General features: G+C 37.3%; 14 protein-coding genes. 8 read left to right on the forward strand and 6 right to left on the reverse strand.

Annotation, left to right across the window (positions count from 1 at the left end; genetic code table 11):
* Nucleotides 1–6 precede the first annotated feature (6 nt).
* From HYB91_RS04850 to HYB91_RS04875, 6 genes are all read right to left on the reverse strand, one after another.
* Nucleotides 7–582, reverse strand: a complete 576-nt coding sequence (locus tag HYB91_RS04850; protein WP_002678477.1) for a hypothetical protein — start codon at nt 580–582, stop codon at nt 7–9.
* 63 nt (nt 583–645) lie between these two features.
* Nucleotides 646–1,203, reverse strand: coding sequence for a hypothetical protein (locus HYB91_RS04855; protein WP_002678476.1), 558 nt, complete (start codon nt 1,201–1,203; stop codon nt 646–648).
* 87 nt (nt 1,204–1,290) lie between these two features.
* Nucleotides 1,291–2,229: an NADase-type glycan-binding domain-containing protein gene (locus HYB91_RS04860; protein WP_002678474.1), complete on the reverse strand. Its 939-nt coding sequence runs from the start codon at nt 2,227–2,229 to the stop codon at nt 1,291–1,293.
* On the reverse strand, nt 2,220–2,783 hold the full coding sequence (locus HYB91_RS04865) for a hypothetical protein (RefSeq protein ID WP_002678472.1): 564 nt from the start codon (nt 2,781–2,783) through the stop codon (nt 2,220–2,222). Before HYB91_RS04865 ends, HYB91_RS04860 begins: the two co-directional genes overlap by 10 nt.
* A 52-nt stretch (nt 2,784–2,835) precedes the next feature.
* The gene (locus HYB91_RS04870) at nt 2,836–3,396 is read right to left on the reverse strand and encodes a hypothetical protein (RefSeq protein ID WP_002678470.1); all 561 of its coding nucleotides are present in this window, start codon (nt 3,394–3,396) and stop codon (nt 2,836–2,838) included.
* A gap of 93 nt (nt 3,397–3,489) precedes the next feature.
* Complete coding sequence (locus HYB91_RS04875; RefSeq protein WP_002678468.1) at nt 3,490–4,653, reverse strand: hypothetical protein; 1,164 nt, start codon at nt 4,651–4,653, stop codon at nt 3,490–3,492.
* A 222-nt stretch (nt 4,654–4,875) separates the two neighbouring features.
* Here HYB91_RS04875 and gpmA point away from each other — a divergent pair, with 222 nt between their 5' ends.
* The 8 genes from gpmA to HYB91_RS04915 all read left to right on the forward strand — a co-directional run bounded on the left by gpmA (nt 4,876) and on the right by HYB91_RS04915 (nt 17,157).
* Nucleotides 4,876–5,619 (forward strand): 2,3-diphosphoglycerate-dependent phosphoglycerate mutase, encoded by a 744-nt coding sequence (gene gpmA / locus HYB91_RS04880; protein WP_002678467.1) that lies wholly within the window; start codon nt 4,876–4,878, stop codon nt 5,617–5,619.
* Nucleotides 5,620–5,633: 14 nt separating this feature from the next.
* Nucleotides 5,634–7,121 (forward strand): M81 family metallopeptidase, encoded by a 1,488-nt coding sequence (locus HYB91_RS04885; protein WP_002678466.1) that lies wholly within the window; start codon nt 5,634–5,636, stop codon nt 7,119–7,121.
* Between the two features lie 19 nt (nt 7,122–7,140).
* Nucleotides 7,141–11,643 (forward strand): 2-hydroxyacyl-CoA dehydratase, encoded by a 4,503-nt coding sequence (locus HYB91_RS04890; protein ID WP_002678464.1) that lies wholly within the window; start codon nt 7,141–7,143, stop codon nt 11,641–11,643.
* A 277-nt stretch (nt 11,644–11,920) separates the two neighbouring features.
* Nucleotides 11,921–12,715 (forward strand): hypothetical protein, encoded by a 795-nt coding sequence (locus HYB91_RS04895; protein ID WP_002678463.1) that lies wholly within the window; start codon nt 11,921–11,923, stop codon nt 12,713–12,715.
* A gap of 231 nt (nt 12,716–12,946) precedes the next feature.
* The gene (locus HYB91_RS04900; protein ID WP_002678461.1) at nt 12,947–13,927 is read left to right on the forward strand and encodes a formylglycine-generating enzyme family protein; all 981 of its coding nucleotides are present in this window, start codon (nt 12,947–12,949) and stop codon (nt 13,925–13,927) included.
* Between the two features lie 93 nt (nt 13,928–14,020).
* Nucleotides 14,021–14,665 (forward strand): hypothetical protein, encoded by a 645-nt coding sequence (locus HYB91_RS04905; RefSeq protein WP_002678459.1) that lies wholly within the window; start codon nt 14,021–14,023, stop codon nt 14,663–14,665.
* A 17-nt stretch (nt 14,666–14,682) separates the two neighbouring features.
* Nucleotides 14,683–15,441 (forward strand): ABC transporter ATP-binding protein, encoded by a 759-nt coding sequence (locus tag HYB91_RS04910; RefSeq protein WP_002678456.1) that lies wholly within the window; start codon nt 14,683–14,685, stop codon nt 15,439–15,441.
* A 15-nt stretch (nt 15,442–15,456) separates the two neighbouring features.
* The gene (locus tag HYB91_RS04915) at nt 15,457–17,157 is read left to right on the forward strand and encodes a hypothetical protein (RefSeq protein WP_002678452.1); all 1,701 of its coding nucleotides are present in this window, start codon (nt 15,457–15,459) and stop codon (nt 17,155–17,157) included.
* The last annotated feature ends 14 nt before the right edge of the window (nt 17,158–17,171 follow it).

The following is a 17,171-nucleotide window of genomic DNA, read 5'->3' on the forward strand; positions in this document are numbered from 1 at the left end:
GCCGTGTTACTTATTGGCAATATCCATATATAGTATTGCAACAAGCAGGACATTTTGCTTTTCATATCGGGAACACACAATCGTTGTGTTTACTTTTCCGAATTTTTTGCTCACAAACTCCATATCGATGACATGATTATTACCTTCTTGTTCATAAAGATTATATGTGATATTGAGATCCTTTATTTTTTTTCGAATACTTTGATATGTATCATCCTTTGTGATTTCTAAACCATATATTTTAACAGGCTTCATATCTTCTTTCATGAAAAAAAAGCTAAATCCACAAAAATAATTTTTATTGTCAAATAAAAATGCCACTCCTTCATCTTTATAAAAAATCTCAATAAAGTTTTCCTTATTCGAACTGCCGTCAGCTTTACCTATCTTTTTTTGTAATTCTTGTGGTGTATATTTTTCAGTTGGAATTAACTTTTTATTTCTAAAGATAAATGGATCATCGTTAATTATGAATTCCGCTTTTTCTGCAGCATTAAGAGTTGCTGCAAAACTTCCCATAATTAAAAAAAGACATAAAAATAAGTTTTTTTTAAATAAATCGATCTTAGTTTTTAAAAGCATTTTTTTCTCTCCTTATAAAAGTTTTTAATTAATTTTTTAGCCCGGACAGGTTTTAAAAACTATTTAATCCATATACCATAGGCTTACATCTGTTACTTCTTGTTTATCTGAATCTGAACAGTTAATTATTAATTTAATATTTCCGAATTTACTTTTTATTGTAATTTCAAATTTAAGCCTTCTATAGTTTGTTTTATAAATAATATTGAAATTTTTTTTAAGTTCTATTAGTTTTTTGACTATGCTTGAATGATTATCATTTTTTGATATAAGTAATCCATAAATGTTTAAGCCTTTTAATTTTTCAGGATGGTTAAAAGCTAATCCATCAAATGAATTCTCTTGATTAAAATTAAAGATAATCTTATCTTCATAAGAGCGGCACCAACCTCCGGGATTATCTTCATGCCAATCAGGTTTTCCCAGTTTTTTTTCAATTTCTTCTCTGGTATATTTTTTCCAAGGAATAAGGCTTACTCCCTTATAGATAAATGGCTCATCGTTAATTACGAATTCCGCTTTTTCTGCAGCATTAAGACTTGCTGCAAAACTACCCATAATTAAAAAAAGACATAAAAATAAGCTTTTTTTAATTAAATCGATTTTTCTTTTTAAAAACATTTTCTTTCTCTCCTTAATAAAAACTAGAAGATAAACAGTCAGGCATAATTCCCGCCAAACTGTTTATCATGCTTTTTTATAAAAGTTTTATTCGTATGGAATAACTTCGGTCCTCCACAAAATCATAAAATGAATAGCCGTGTCCTCGTATTTTGTACCCTTGTATACATCCAATATGGTAATCTTAACATCTTCTTGTTCGGGTAAAAAACTTATGTCTACAGTTTGCGGGTGGGGTGTGTCCTTTACGGTGAACTCTTTTTTCTTGCCGCTTGTAAGACCCTCAACCATTATCTTTTTAATCCTCCCGTTTTCATCATAAAGTTTAGGATTTGAAGCGGAAATATAGCCGTTCATCAGGAGTATGTATTTATCATCACTGCTTTTCCATGTTTTTATAATAAAGGACTCTCCTATACCCCAGCCGGCTACACCTTCTACCCAAGGAGTGTCTTCTCTCATGTCGCATAGATTTTCTATCTTGTATTCTCGTTTTCCTTCTTTTGATTTTTCGACAAGATGAGAACTTACATTTTCATAGTAAAAATAAGGTGTTTCTCCTGAGCCCCCTGAGGGAAATCTTGTAAAAAAGCCTGAAGCTTTTTTACCCTTGCTTGCGGGCAGCATACCGAGGCCTATAACGGCATCCTCGTTTTCTCCCCAAGCTTTTTTTGCCAAGCCTGTTAGAAGCATAAATTTATTGCCTAAATATTCTTTTGATTTTGGATCAAGGTTTGCATATAGGTCATCGGGCATATCGGTATCCAATTCAAATAATGGAAAGCGGCCTATATACTTTTTTTTGTAAGTATAGACCTTTTTTACCTCTTCTTCTTTTGCATTATACCAACTTATTTCGATCTTGTTTCCTTTTTGGAATTCGATAAAATAACCAAGTGGAGGTCCTCCCGTATATCCGAATCCTGCCAAATCAAAGTTTTGCCCTATAGCAAAACTACCCATAATTAAAAAAAAACATAAAAATAAGTTTTTTTTAAATAAATTGGTCTTAGTTTTTAAAAGCATTTTCTTTTCTCCTCAGTTTTTTTATGTCCATAAAAAAGGCCTTCAACTTTGAGATCTCCCTTATTGGAAAACCAGATTTTAAGTTCCATATTGCCTGTGTTTTTATTAAAAAATATGATTTTTTCTATAGAGATATCTCCATTTACACCCTCAATAACAATAAAATCAAGTTTCTTTTTTTCAATTTTTTTTCGAATTTCAGAATATGTATCGCCCTGTTCTATAGTAAGACCGTATATTTCAACCTTATGAAAAAAATTGAAATCCATAGATATTCCTTTAAACTTGCCATCATGATCAAGAGTCATAATAATTCCATCATTCTCATATCCAAGATATAATCCGCCGGGATTGAGTTCATCATAGGTAGTTTTACCGAATTTTTTCTCAATATCCTCCTTGGTATATACAGCATTAAAGTCAATCTCCTTTCCGCGGAATATAATAGAATCTTTATCTATTTTAAATTCATGAACATTATTGGAATATATTTGTATTAAAAAAATACAAAACGAAAAACAGATAAACATATTTTTTTTTATTTTTAATATCATTTTTTTTCTCCTTATTTCTTTTAATTTTTGTGTTTAGTTATGATAAATTTAATTATATCATATCCGGTTCGTAAATTATTTTTATAACTTTTTGTTTACCATTTGCAGAAAAAACAATATCTATCTTAGTTGAAATTGTATTCACATGCAACAAAAAACAGGTTATCGTAAAAGTTTTTTTTGGTACTTCTGTTACGATAAATGGTATATTTTTATCTTTTAGTTCATTTCGAATTTTTAAATAGGAATCGCCATTTGATATTTTTAGTTTCTTTAACTCTACCGCGTCAAAGAAACTAAGCTCAGCCGAGAGGCATTGAAGATAGTTATTTTTAAAATAAAATTTTATTTTTTCTTTTTTGTAAAAAATAATCCATTCTTCTGAGTTTAAATTTTCAATCCTATCCGACTTTCCGAATTTTTCTTCAAATTCCGAAGCCGTATAAGAGTTGGTAAATAACAATTCCTTTCCACGAAACACTATAGGCCCATCAGGAAGTTTTAGCACCTTATCTTCTGCAGCATTAAGAGTTGCTGCAAAACTTCCCATAATTAAAAAAAGACATAAAAATAAGCTTTTTTTAAATAAATCGATCTTTCTTTTTAAAAACATTTTCATTTTCTCCTTATAAAAGTTTTTAAGTAATTTTTTAAACCGGACAGGTTTTTAAAAACCTGTCCGATGAATATTTTATTTACAAATATTCTATTTTTTTATTTCAAAATAAAAACCTCCTAAATTTGATGTAAAATCTGCCTGACTATTACGCCCTCGTACATCTTTCCATGATTCTCCATTGCGTCCCATATAAGGTTCAATAAATCCCCCATTTGAGTATCCAATACCATGACGCCCATATTCTGAAAGATCCTTATTTCCCCAAAAATCTCTTTGTGGAAATCTTATCATAGCAGGATTATCTCCAACTAAAGCTTTTAATTCTTTCTCGCTTAGACCGGCCGGTATTTCATGACAAACGGCATCTACTCCAAATACCTCTTTGATAACATCAGTATACGGTTTACACTTTTCACCGGAAACAGCATCATTTAAAATTTTCTCCACATCTTCTTTTGTAAGGCCCTCTTTGTAATCATGTCCGGCAAGATTAATTGAACCTGCAACTGAAGCATATTGACAAATAGAAGGATATATAACTTTTCCATTTTTATCCTTTTGCATTGGTAGATTTTTTCCTCTTTCCTCAATCACCTCATTAAAGTTTAGTTTTTTCTTTGTGACTTTATCATCATAGTAAGCAGCCAACATGTCATTTTTGCATCCTGTCTTAGCATTTACAGTTTGTTCTATTGGATTTGTCAGGTTAGCTAATATACTCCTCGCTCTTTCAGCTGGTGAAACAGGTTTAGGACTTACATCTGCTGCTTGTGTTGTTTGCGTGGTATTGATGTTTGCTGCAGGCGGGGTGGTTGTTTGTCCTCCGTTTCCTACGCTTCCGTTTCCAATATCTCCATCATCATCGGTAGGAAGATTTGTGTTTCCTCCTGTTTCATCATCACCGTTGTCAGGTGTACCTCCTGAGGAACCATTACCTCCGTCATCATTTACCGGATTACCTGGGTCCGATGGGGCATCTTCTGTAGGATCTTTAGAATCTCCGCCTCCGTCACCATCATTTCCGGTGTTGGGCGGATTTCCCGGGTTTCCTGTACCCGGTGCCGGCTTTGGATTAGTTGGGCTCGGTGAGGGTGCATGATGATGATTCCCGTCATCATCAATGATATAATCAGGTTCCGGTGATGGGTTACATACATCAATACCTCTTGTGTTTATAGTGGTGTCACCTCCAACTACATTCATCAGATCATCCATTTCTAATAAGTGATATAAATTTTTTCCGGTTTCCATAAAATTCTCCTTGTAAAAAATATTTTTTCCATGCATAGAAAATATGGAAGCTTTTGGAAATCACTTAGTTTTCCTCCTGCCTCCATTATATTATAGCTTTTAGTTAAAAACAATAGTACTTTTAACAAAAATATTTTTTGATTCAAGCTTATTTTTTTCTCTCTTGACACTATTTATTATATTAGATACTATCTTTATAAAGTTAGAAAAGGAGGTCTTAATATGAAATTGGTTTTGGTCAGGCATGGCGAAAGTGAATGGAATAAGCTTAATTTATTTACCGGCTGGACGGATGTCGATTTAAGCGAAAAGGGTGTAGAAGAAGCAAAAGAAGGCGGAACCTATTTAAAAAAAGAAGGTTTTGACTTCGATATTTGCTATACATCCTATCTGAAACGGGCAATTCATACCCTCAATTATATTTTAAACGAGATGGATAGGGAATGGCTTCCCGTTATAAAAACTTGGAAACTTAATGAAAGGCATTACGGGGGCTTGCAGGGCCTAAACAAGGCGGAAACAGCCGAAAAATACGGAGAGGATCAGGTAAAAATTTGGCGCCGCTCCTTTGATATTGCCCCTCCCGTTTTGGAAGAAGGAGATAAGCGCTGTCCCTATTTGCAGGAACAATACAGAGGTATCGAAAAATCAGAGCTCCCTTTAACCGAAAGCTTAAAAGATACCATAGCCAGAGCCGTTCCTTTTTTTGAAAAGACTATAAAACCTCAAATGCTTGAAGGAAAAAGGATTCTTATCACTGCCCACGGTAATTCCCTCAGAGCCTTGGTTAAATATTTTGAAAATTTAAGCGACGAAGAAATAATCTCGGTAAATATTCCGACAGGAGTTCCCTTGGTTTACGAATTCGATAAGAATTTTAAGGTTCTTAGTAAACGCTACCTTGGAGATCAAGAAAAAATCAATGCAAAAATAAATGCAGTTGCAAATCAAGGAAAAAAGAAATAAGGTAATAGCATAAAATGAAGCGAATTTTAGTAGGATGCATAAATCACGAGTCGAACAGCTTTAACCCCATTATTACGGGAATTGAAGATTTTGTTATTTTTAGAGGAGAAGAGGTTTTAACAAAGGGTTTAAAGCCCTATTATTCTTCTACGGGAATTATTGAGACCATTCAAAAATGGGGCTGGGAGCCGGTACCTGCCGTAGTTGCAAGAGCAGTGCCGAACGGCTTGGTTGATTATAATCTATACACCGAACTTAAAAAAGATTTTTTAGCTTATATAGATAAGGCTCTTTTAGATGCCCCTATTGACGGCATCTGTCTAGGTCTTCACGGTTCCTTAAAGGTTCAAAACATAGGGCCTGCAGAAGGCGATCTTTTAAAGGCTATCCGTGAAAAACTTCCCCGTATTCCTTTAACGACAGCCCTCGACATGCATGCTACGGTAACCGACGAGATGATTAAGTATTGTGACGGCATTGTAGGCTATAAAACCGCCCCCCATATTGACTGTTATGAAACGGGAGTTCATGCAGCTGAGCTTTTAAAAAAGGTTTTGGACTCTTCAAATAAACTTTGTATAGGAAGGGTAAAAATTCCAATGCTGGTAGCGGGCGAAAAAAGCGAAACCGCTGCAGAGCCTATGAAAAGCTTAATCGCTTCATGCGTCGAGGCTGAAAAAGAAGAAGGCTTACTTGCAGCATCAGTTCTTTTGGGCTTCCCATGGGCAGACAGCAAGGATAACGGCGTAACCATAGTAACGACTGCCTTAAACGATCAAGCTCTTGCAGATAGGGCTGCCTTAAAAATAGCTAAGGAATTTTGGGCCGAGCGTCATAATTTTAAATTTAAGGTAGAGCATTATGATTCTTTTACTTCAATAAAAACCGCTATAGAATCGGTAATGCAAAATAAAGAAGGTCCTGTCTTTGTTTCGGATTCGGGCGATAATCCTACAGCCGGTTCTACCGGAGATTCTACCGAGTGCTTTGAGGCTCTTTTAAAACAAAAAGAAGCTTTAAAGGATCTTCCCACTAAGGTGCTCTATTCGGGATTTTTCGATAAGGTTGCCGTTGAAAAATGCTTTGAGGCAGGGGAGGGTGCTTCCCTGGAAATAACTATAGGCGGAACATGGGATAAAATTAACGGCAAAAAAATTCCTTGCGCTGTAAGGGTCTTAAAACTTGTAGAAAACTATGGCGTTTATAATTCCCGTTTAGCCCTTGTTGAAATGGGAGATATAAGAATAGTTTTAACCTCAAATCACATAGGTTTTGGAGACGAAGAGCTTTTGCCTGCCCTAGATGTAAATGCAGAGGATTATTGTATAGTTATCGTAAAGCTGGGCTATTTGGAACCCTGTTTTCAAAAAATAGCAAAGAGGGCAATATTGGCGGAATCTAAGGGCTGTTCAAATGAGGTTTTGGAAACATTGGATTACCCTCAAACTCCGCGCCCCATATATCCATTGGATAAGGATATGGATATGGATATAAAATTATAATTTAAAATCGGTTGGTGTTATGAATAGAGAGAGTGTGCTGCGATTCGGAATAGATGTCGGCTCGACTACAGTAAAGGTAGTTGTTTTGGAAACTGACGGGACGGTTTTGTTCAGTAAATATCAAAGACACAGAGCCGATATAAGGACGACTATTATATCCGTGTGTGAGCTTGCCGTTGATGCTGTCGAAAAAAAATACGGCGAAGATGTGGAGCTATCCCTCATCGTAACGGGATCGGGAGGTCTTGCCGTATCGCACTGGCTTAAAATTCCCTTTATTCAAGAAGTCGTAGCATCTACTGCGGCTGTTCGTAAGATAATTCCTCAAACCGATGTTATTATAGAATTAGGCGGCGAAGATGCAAAGATTACCTATTTTGAGCACGCCAATATCGAACAAAGAATGAACGGTACCTGTGCAGGCGGTACGGGTTCCTTTATAGACCAGATGGCTGCCCTCTTGGAAACCGATGCTCTTGGTTTAAACGAGCTTGCAAAAAAAGCTCAGACCATCTATCCGATAGCCGCCCGCTGCGGGGTCTTTGCCAAAACCGATGTTCAGCCCCTTATAAACGAGGGTGCAAAAAGAGAGGACATAGCAGCAAGTATCTTTCAAGCTGTTGTAAGCCAGACTATTTCGGGTCTTGCCTGCGGTAAACCCATCCGAGGAAAGGTTGCCTTTTTAGGAGGCCCCTTACACTTTTTAGATCAGCTAAGGCACAGGTTTATCGAAACTTTAAAACTTAAAGATGACGAAATTATTACGCCTGAAAATTCCGAGCTCTTTGTAGCCATGGGAGCTGCCTTAAGTGCTGCAGGAAGCTCTAATATACCTAAGGCTTCAAGCTCTCCCTTTCAGCCGCAGGTTCCATTGGATCTAAAAAAGGCTCAATTTAAAACATCCTTAAAAAAAGAAGAAAACAAAGCACCTCTTATTTTTGAAGAAGAGCCTGCAGCTAAACCTCATTTTATAAAGCTTTCTCAATTTAAAAAAGATATTTATAAGATAGCATCTTCCGAGATGACTGAGGTTCAGCGCCTTCCTCCTCTTTTTAAAAATGAAGAAGATCTTGAGAGTTTTAGAATAAGACACGCAAAGGAGACGGCTCCCTCAGCCGATATTTCCGGTGCTTCGGGACCCGTATTTTTAGGGCTCGATGCAGGCTCAACTACAACCAAGGCCGTTTTAATCGATGGGGACGGAAAAATTCTATGGCGTTTTTATGATGTAAATGCAGGAAACCCGGTAGAGCTTGCAGTAAGGGTTTTAAAAGACCTCTATAAGATACTTCCTCCAAAGGCATTTATAGCCCGATCGGTTTCTACCGGATATGGAGAAAGCCTTTTTCAGGTCGCTTTGGGTGTGGATGCCGGAGAAGTTGAAACAATCGCACACTACCGTGCCGCCGAATTCTTTTTGCCCGGAGTGGATTTCCTTTTGGATATAGGCGGTCAGGATATGAAATGCCTCCGCATGAAAAACGGGGCCATAAGCTCTATTCAGTTAAATGAGGCCTGTTCCTCCGGCTGCGGAAGCTTTTTAGATAATTTTGCCCGCTCCCTCGGAATGAGCATAAGCGAGTTTGCAACCAAAGCCCTTCTTGCAGAAAAACCGGTAGACCTAGGTACAAGGTGTACTGTCTTTATGAACAGCCGTGTTAAGCAGGCTCAAAAAGAAGGAGCTTCCGTAGGAGATATTTCTTCGGGTCTTTCTTATTCCGTTATAAAAAATGCCCTCTTTAAGGTTATTAAATTGCGCGATGCATCCGAGGTAGGAAGTAAGGTAATAGTGCAGGGCGGAACATTTAATAATGATGCGGTTTTGCGTGCCTTTGAGCTTGTTTCGGGAAGGCAGGCTGTCCGCCCCGATGTTGCAGGGCTTATGGGGGCTTATGGAGCCGCCTTAATTGCAAAAGACCAATGGCATGACCTTCAAGAAGAAAATCTTTCCGAAGGAAAAATAAGATCAAATATTGCCGATATGGAAGGCTTGGAAAATTTTAAGGTAAAGCTTGACTTATTACGCTGTCCTAAATGCCCCAACAACTGTCTTTTGACTGTAAATACCTTCGACATATCCGGAGTAAAACGCCGTTTTATCACGGGAAACAGGTGTGAAAGGGGTGCCGAGCTTGATAAAGACAGCGGACTTGAAGAATGTTCATCTCAAATCTCCGCTAAGGATCACGAAACCGTAAACAAAAAAGATATACCGAACATCTTTGACTGGAAGTATAAGAGGCTTTTTAAATATAAGCCCATTCCTAAAAACGATGCCCCCAGAGGAGAGATTGGAATTCCAAGGGTTTTAAACATGTACGAAAACTATCCGTTCTGGTTTACCTTTTTTACGGAACTTGGTTTTTCGGTTAGAATTTCTCCTCGCTCTACACGGGGAACTTATGAGATGGGGCTCGAATCTATTCCTTCCGAATCGGTTTGTTATCCTGCGAAGATTGCCCACGGGCATATCGAAGCTCTCTTAAAATTAGGAGTAAAAAATATCTTCTACCCCTGTATTCCATACGAAAAAAAAGAAGATGAGGGGGCCGGAAATCATTATAACTGTCCCATTGTTACAAGCTATCCCGAAGTCTTAAAAAACAATATTGATGTTCTCAGGCAGGACGCAAATATAATTTATCTAAATCCGTTTTTGCCATATTACGATAAACACCGTTTAATGGACCGTCTTTATGAAGAATTGGGTACAAAGTTTTCGATAAGTTTGGAAGAGATAAGGAATGCCGTTAATGCTGCTTGGACTGAAGAAAATAATTTTAAAAAAGAAACGGAAGAAAAGGGCGAAGAAGTCTTACGCTTAATGAAGGAAAAAAATCTAAAAGGTATTGTGCTTGCAGGACGCCCCTATCATCTTGACCCTGAAATAAACCACGGCATCCCTGAGATGCTCAACGGTTTAGGTCTTGCAGTTTTGACGGAAGATTCCGTAGCTCACTTGGGAAAAATAGAACGACCCTTACGTGTTGTGGATCAATGGAGCTATCACAACCGCTTATACAGGGCGGGGAATTTTGCCTCAACTCAAGATGATTTGGAATTTATACAGCTTACCAGTTTCGGCTGCGGCTTGGATGCGGTAACAGCCGATCAAGTGCAGGAAATAATAGAATCCAAGGGAAAAATGTACACCCTTATAAAAATAGATGAGGGCTCTAATCTGGGTGCTGTAAGGATAAGGGTAAGAAGCCTATTGGCTGCCGTAAAGGAAAGGAAAAGAAGCAGGCTTATTTTAAGCAAAAAATCGGCAGCCTATGAGCGCATAGTTTTTTCAAAAGAGATGGAAAAACGGTACACCATTCTGGCACCTCAAATGTCTCCCATTCATTTTGACCTTATAGGGGCAGCTATTTCTCATTCCGGTTATAACCTTGAGATCCTTACCGATATAGATCAGACTGCCGTTGAATACGGCTTAAAATATATAAATAATGATGCCTGCTATCCTGCAATCATAGTTGCAGGTCAGATGATAGCTGCTTTAAAATCGGGCCGTTATGATTTACGCACCACAGCTCTGGCTATTACCCAAACGGGGGGAGGCTGCCGTGCAACAAACTACATAGGCTTTATCAGGCGTGCCCTCATAGATGCAGGCTTGGGCTTTGTTCCGGTAATAGGTATAAGTGCCCAGTCCATCGAAAAAAATCCCGGCTTTAAATTAAAGCTTCCTGTTTTACACAGGGTGGCTCAAGCTATGTGTCTTGGCGACCTTTTAATGAGGGTGCTTTATCGAACACGTCCATACGAAAAAGTACCCGGTTCTGCAAACGAAATATATAAAAAATATGCCGTCCTTATCAAGGATGCTATAAAAAAAATGTCGTCCGGAAAATATAAGGAGATCATAAACAGTATTGTACGCGAGTTTGATAATCTACCCTTAAAAAATATTAGAAAACCGCGTGTAGGTGTAGTAGGAGAAATACTGGTTAAATTCCATCCTGCCGCAAATAACGATATTTTCAGTACCATTGAAAGGGAAGGGGCGGAATGCGTTGTTCCCGATCTTTTAGATTTTTTCCTTTATTCTTCTATTTCGGGTATCTATCAAAATACCTATCTCGATTACTCGTTTAAAAAACGCCTCTTTGCAAAGCTTGGTATCTGGGTAATGGAAAGATACAGAAGGCCCATAAAAAAAGCTTTAAATAAGAGTAAGCGTTTTACTTCTCCTGAGAGTATATACAGATTGGCCGATTCGGTTGACGGAATTTTACAGCTTGGAAATGTTACCGGGGAGGGCTGGTTTTTAACTGCCGAAATGATAGAGCTCATTCATTCGGGCGTTTCAAATATTGCCTGTGTTCAGCCCTTTGCCTGCCTTCCAAATCACGTAACCGGAAAAGGTATGATAAAGGAATTGCGCCGCCGTTACCCCGAGGCAAATATTTCGGCTATCGACTTTGACCCCGGCGCCAGCGAAGTAAACCAGCTCAACCGTTTAAAACTCCTTCTCGCCAACGCAAAACCCGGCCTTCACCCGGATGAAACGAAGTGAGAATGAGAAAGTGTGAAATGCCTCTTACAATTTATAAAGAGTGAAATAGCTTGCTCCTTATGCTTGATAAAATAAGATAAATTGAGTATTATTATATTAGTTATTGATAAGGAGGTGTGATAAACAGTTCGGCACAAATGGTGCCTCTCTGTTTATCTGCCGAGTTTGCCTTTCGGCAAACGTCGCATTATTGTATGCAGTTTGTAAACAAACTGCGTGAAAAAACTTTTTTCGCAAATTGCTATTTGCTGCAAAAAGTTTTTATTGGAGAAATAAAATGAAAAAATTAAGTTTTACCGTAGCAGCAGCTGCGGTTGTTGTTGGGATGGTTTTGCTTTGTACTGCCTGTCAATTTGACGGACAAAAAATTGTTGACCAATTTCTTTTAGGTTCCTATGGAACATACTCATGGAATTCGGGTAATACTGAGCTGACCATCATTAGCAACGAAGAGAATTTTCAAAAGCACTTTGCAGGATTAGGCAAAAACAGTGTTACTCTTAAAAAAGAAACTGTAGGCGCCGCCAAATATCTTACAAGCCCAGAATACTATCTTGACGCAAAAGATATGGATGGCGGTGTTTGGCAGGGAATTTTCTATTTAAAAGGGATGGGCTTCCGCACCATTAAAATTACGCTTAAAAGCGGCGGCCGCTGTGAGATTCAGCCAGGATTATCGGTTGAAGAAGGTATTAAGTTTCCTGAAGATTTAAAGATAACCGGATCCTTGGAATTAAATGCTGGAAAAATACTGCCGAAAGATCCTTCTACTACCGGTATGCCTACATATACCAAGCAATTTTTTGCTGCTGTAAAATCCGGTTCGTTAAAAACAAAATGGGTGGGCGATAATGAGGTTGAAACTTTCGCAGATCACAATAAGGTCAAGAAAGACATGATGGTTACGGAAACCTGGAAGGGCTCATCGCAGCTTTTTAAAACAAAAGCCGACAAAGTCTACTATAAGCAAGTTTATAAAGTCGACAGTTCAGATAATTTTGTGCCCGGTTCAGAGAACACTTTTGAAATCTTTATACCGAAAGGTACAGCACTGCCCGCAGTTTTTCCTTAATGGTTGTTTAATCTATAAAAGGGAAGGGGATACCCCTTCCCCTTCAAAAGTAGGCATTGATCTATATTCTTGCTTGACATTTTATAATTTTTAAGTATACTGACGGTTACGGTATTATTAAATAAAATATTTCTGATTAGTTGCTTTTTTTAACATAAAAACAACAGCATTGTTAAATTTATCCGAATCTGTGTTTTTTGTAGAAATTAAATATTATAAGGAGAATTAGTTATGAAACAAACTAATTTGAAACCTAAGAGTAAATTCTTAAATCGGGCAGTATCTTTTACTGTCCTGTTGTTGGCTGTGAGCCTTTTTATCGGTTGTCCGAATGGTTCAAGCGTAGTTGCAATCTTGGAAGGAGAGGGCGTAACTCCTGCGGTTAAAAATCATACCTATACTGTAGATGGAGTGGAATTTAAGATGATAAGTATAGCCGCCAAAACTGACGCATCCTTAGGCGATGATGAGCGTGCTGATAACAAAACTCACATTATAAGTTTAAGTGCTTACTACATAGGAGAAACTGAGGTAACGCAGAAGTTGTGGCATACAGTGATGGAAAACAATCCGAGTAATTTTAATAAAAACGATATTACCCAAGGGGAAAGACAGGATTGGCGTCCGGTAGAGTATGTAACCTGGTATCAAGCAATAGCCTTTTGTAATGAACTTACTAAAAAAGTAAACGGTCTTGGAGAAGCTGAATGTGTGTATTACAGTGATGAAGATTTTAATATGGTTTATACAAAGGAAGATGCTGATTCTAAAAAAACGCCCTGTCAAAAGATGAGTAAAAAAGGTTTTAGGCTCCCTACAGAGGCAGAATGGGAGTGGGCAGCCAAGGGTGGGACTGATTATAAATGGCCCGGAACAAGTTCAGACTATTTTTTTATAAACTACGCTTGGTACGATTTAAACAGTTTACGAAAAACCCATGAGGTAAAACTAAAAAATCCGAATGGCTATGGCTTATATGATATGTCAGGAAATGTCTGGGAGTGGTGTTGGGATTGTTATGAACACATCGATATTACAGGAAAAAAATTTCCACAAGATTATTCAGGCCCCTCGTTGAATAATAATAAACGAGTAAAGCGAGGGGGAGGGTATGAGGATCCTGCTTCCCAGTGTATAATAGTCTTACGAAGCTATGACATGCCTGATCACAAATTCAAAAATATTGGCTTTCGCTTGGTTTGTCGACCATAAAGAAATGACGAAGTATAAATGACCTTTCCATTAATTCGATATTTTCCCCTTCTTGACACTAAACTTTTTATTTTAGTATAATCCATAGTTATCATGGTAAGTGCTATCAAAAGGATAGCGTGCTATCAAAAGGATAGCAATAAGGAGTTTGCGTTGACAAGAGATTTAGGAGTATTAAAAGGAATTTATCTTGCTCCTTACATGCAGGTTGCTACCGCCTTAATCGGAAAGGCTCGTCATGCAGGAGGCAATATGTTCCGGCATCAGGTAGATACTATGGCTATTCTTATAGACTATGGATACATCGACAGTGTTCTTTTAAAGGCTTCTTTAATCCATGATGTTATAGAAGATATCGAAGATTTTAATGTAAACGAAATTTTAAGTATTGATTCCGAATCGGGACAGGTTTATGAACTTGTTTTGGAAGTTACAAAGAAAAAAGGTCAAGAAAAAACCGAGTACCTAAAAAATATAATAAAAAACGGATCGGAAAAGGCTAAAATTTTAAAATGTGCCGACAGAATAAGCAATATGATAAGTTTGGGCTTCGTAACGGATTCCGAATTTATCGAACGCTATTGCAATGAAACCGAGCTCTATATCTTTCCTATAGCCTTGGAAGTTAATTTTGAAATGTACAAGGAGCTTATGGCTTTGGTGGTTTCCCGCAGGCAATATTTGGTTGAGTGCGGTTATCTTGAAGAAAGAGTAAAGAAAATGCGCAAGGCAAGGTAAAGGGGTTTGGAGTATTTATGATTGAAATTTCAAATGTTTCAAAGGCCTACGGCTCTTCTAAAACAAAGGCTGTAGACGGTATTTCGGTAAACGTAAAAAACGGCGAAATCTTCGGTTTTTTGGGGCCGAACGGAGCCGGAAAAACTACTACAATTAAGATGATAACCGGAGTCCTTAATCCGGATTCAGGATCAATAATCGTTGACGGTGTAAATATAGCTGAAGATCCTATGGAAGCAAAGCGCAGGATAGGCTATGTTACCGATAACCCCGAGCTTTTTTCTCAGTTAAAAGCTGCAGAATACTTAAATTTTATAGGGGACGTTTATGGGGTATCTGCCGATGTAAGACAAGAAAGAATAGAAAAATACACTAAACTTTTCGGAATAAATGATGCTTTAAACGGGAGCATAGGAAGTTTTTCACACGGAATGAAGCAAAAACTTTTGGTTACCGGAAGTCTCTTATCCGATCCTCCTGTTTGGATTTTGGATGAGCCCATGGTCGGCTTGGATCCTAAATCAGCATTTTCCTTAAAAGAAATTATGAGAGAAAGAGCCGATGCCGGAAAGGTCGTTTTCTTTTCTACCCATGTTATGGAGGTTGCCGAAAAACTTTGTGACAGGCTCGCAATTATAAATGCCGGTAAAATTATGTTTGAAGGTTCTTTACAGGAATTACGCGAAAAAAGAGGAGAAAATGCTTCTCTTGAAAAGCTCTTTTTGGAACTTGTTGACGATAAACCTTCTTTTAATTTGGGAAACGGTGAAGTTTAAAGAGAGTTAAAAATTATGAAAGTTTTTTTTAGATTGGTTAAAATTTATTTGGCTTCTGTTTTTAACTTTAAAAATTTTAAGGCTCAAATTCAAAAAAGAAAAAAGAAGGGCGATCAAACCGTAACAAAAAATTCCAAGGCTAAGATGTTGGGAATGGTAATCCTCTTTTTATTTGTTTTTGCGGAATTTTTATTTATCTTCGGCTTTTTGATTTTCGGTCTATACGGAACGGCAAAGGCCGTAAACAATATAAGCATTCTTTTTGAAGTAACGGCACTTCTGATTTCGTTTATGAGTCTTTTATTCGGGTCCATGCTTACTATTTCTACCTACTACATAGGCGAAATTGAAGAACAGTTTTTGTCTATGCCCATTAAGCCGCGTACCTTGTTTGCATCAAAGTTTTTTGCAAACAGCGTTAATTCGCTCATTACATCTTTTGCTTTTTTTGCAGTTTTAATGGGAATTTACGGGTATATGGAATCTCCGCCCTTTATGTTTTATATATCGGCTGTCATCTGTGCTCTTGTAATTCCTCTGCCTATGATTTCCGTATGTTATTTTTTTAATATCCTTATTATGCGTTTTACTCGAGTTTTTAAAAATAAAAACGTTATAATGGCCTTAAACGGAATTTTAGGTATGGCTCTTGCCTTAGGTTTTAATTATATAATTCAATCGTCTTCGGGTTCCGATCCTGAGGTTCTTTATAAAATGGTTGAATCCAAAGCTGCCGCCTTTCAAACTTTCGGTTCATTCTACCCGCCGGTAAAACTTGTAGGTTATATTTTAAGTGAGCCTACTTCTGTTTTAAGCTTTTTATATATCCTATTGCTGGTTGCTTTTTGTGCAGCTCTTCCGGCCTTGGTTATAGGGTTTATGTCAAAACTTTATACGGAAAGCCTAATAGGTTTTAACGAAAAAAGTATAAAAAAGCTGGAAGCAAAACAGGTTTCAAGTTTTTTACATAAAAACATAAAAAAATCATCTCCCTTTATTGCTTATGTAAAAAGGGAATTTAGAATGATGAACCGTACTACCGTTTATCTTTTAAACGGCCCCTTTTCAATTATATTTATGCCTATCTTGTTGATTGTTATAAGTATTGCAAAGGGATTAAACTTAAATAATATTCCTCCCAATATAATCGATTTTATGCAGGGAAATGCAGGCTTTGTAATTACAGGCCTTGCAGCAGGCTTTTTAGGTTCAATGACCAACATCGCAGATACGGCTCTTTCAAGAGATGCAAAATTTATTCCTTTTATAAAGAGCTTACCGGTTGATATTGCGGTTTATATGTATGCTAAATTAGCCCATGCTATGATTTTTGCTCTTTTTGCCATAGTAATAGGCGTGGGGTTTGCAGGCTTTATATTTAAATTCGGCCTTCTTCATATAGTTTTATCGTCTTTGGTAGCTCTTTGCTTTTCGGCCCTTGTAAACCTTGTTTCTTTATTTTTGGATACTGCCCATCCTAAACTTCATTGGGATAATCCTGTTGCGGCTATGAAGCAAAATACAAATGTGCTTTTTATTATGTTTTTTAATATGATTATATTGGCTCTCTCTGCTGTTGTAGTATTTTTCAGTATGAATTCCTATCTTTGGCTTATCTTAATCTATTTTTGCGGTATACCTGCCGCTGTCTTTGCGGTTTTGATTAAGCCCTATGGAATATATGCAGAAAATAAAATTGCAAGTATTGAATTGTAATTACCTGCTAGACT

Source organism: Treponema sp. B152 (assembly GCF_024181665.1).
GTDB lineage: Bacteria > Spirochaetota > Spirochaetia > Treponematales > Treponemataceae > Treponema_B > Treponema_B denticola.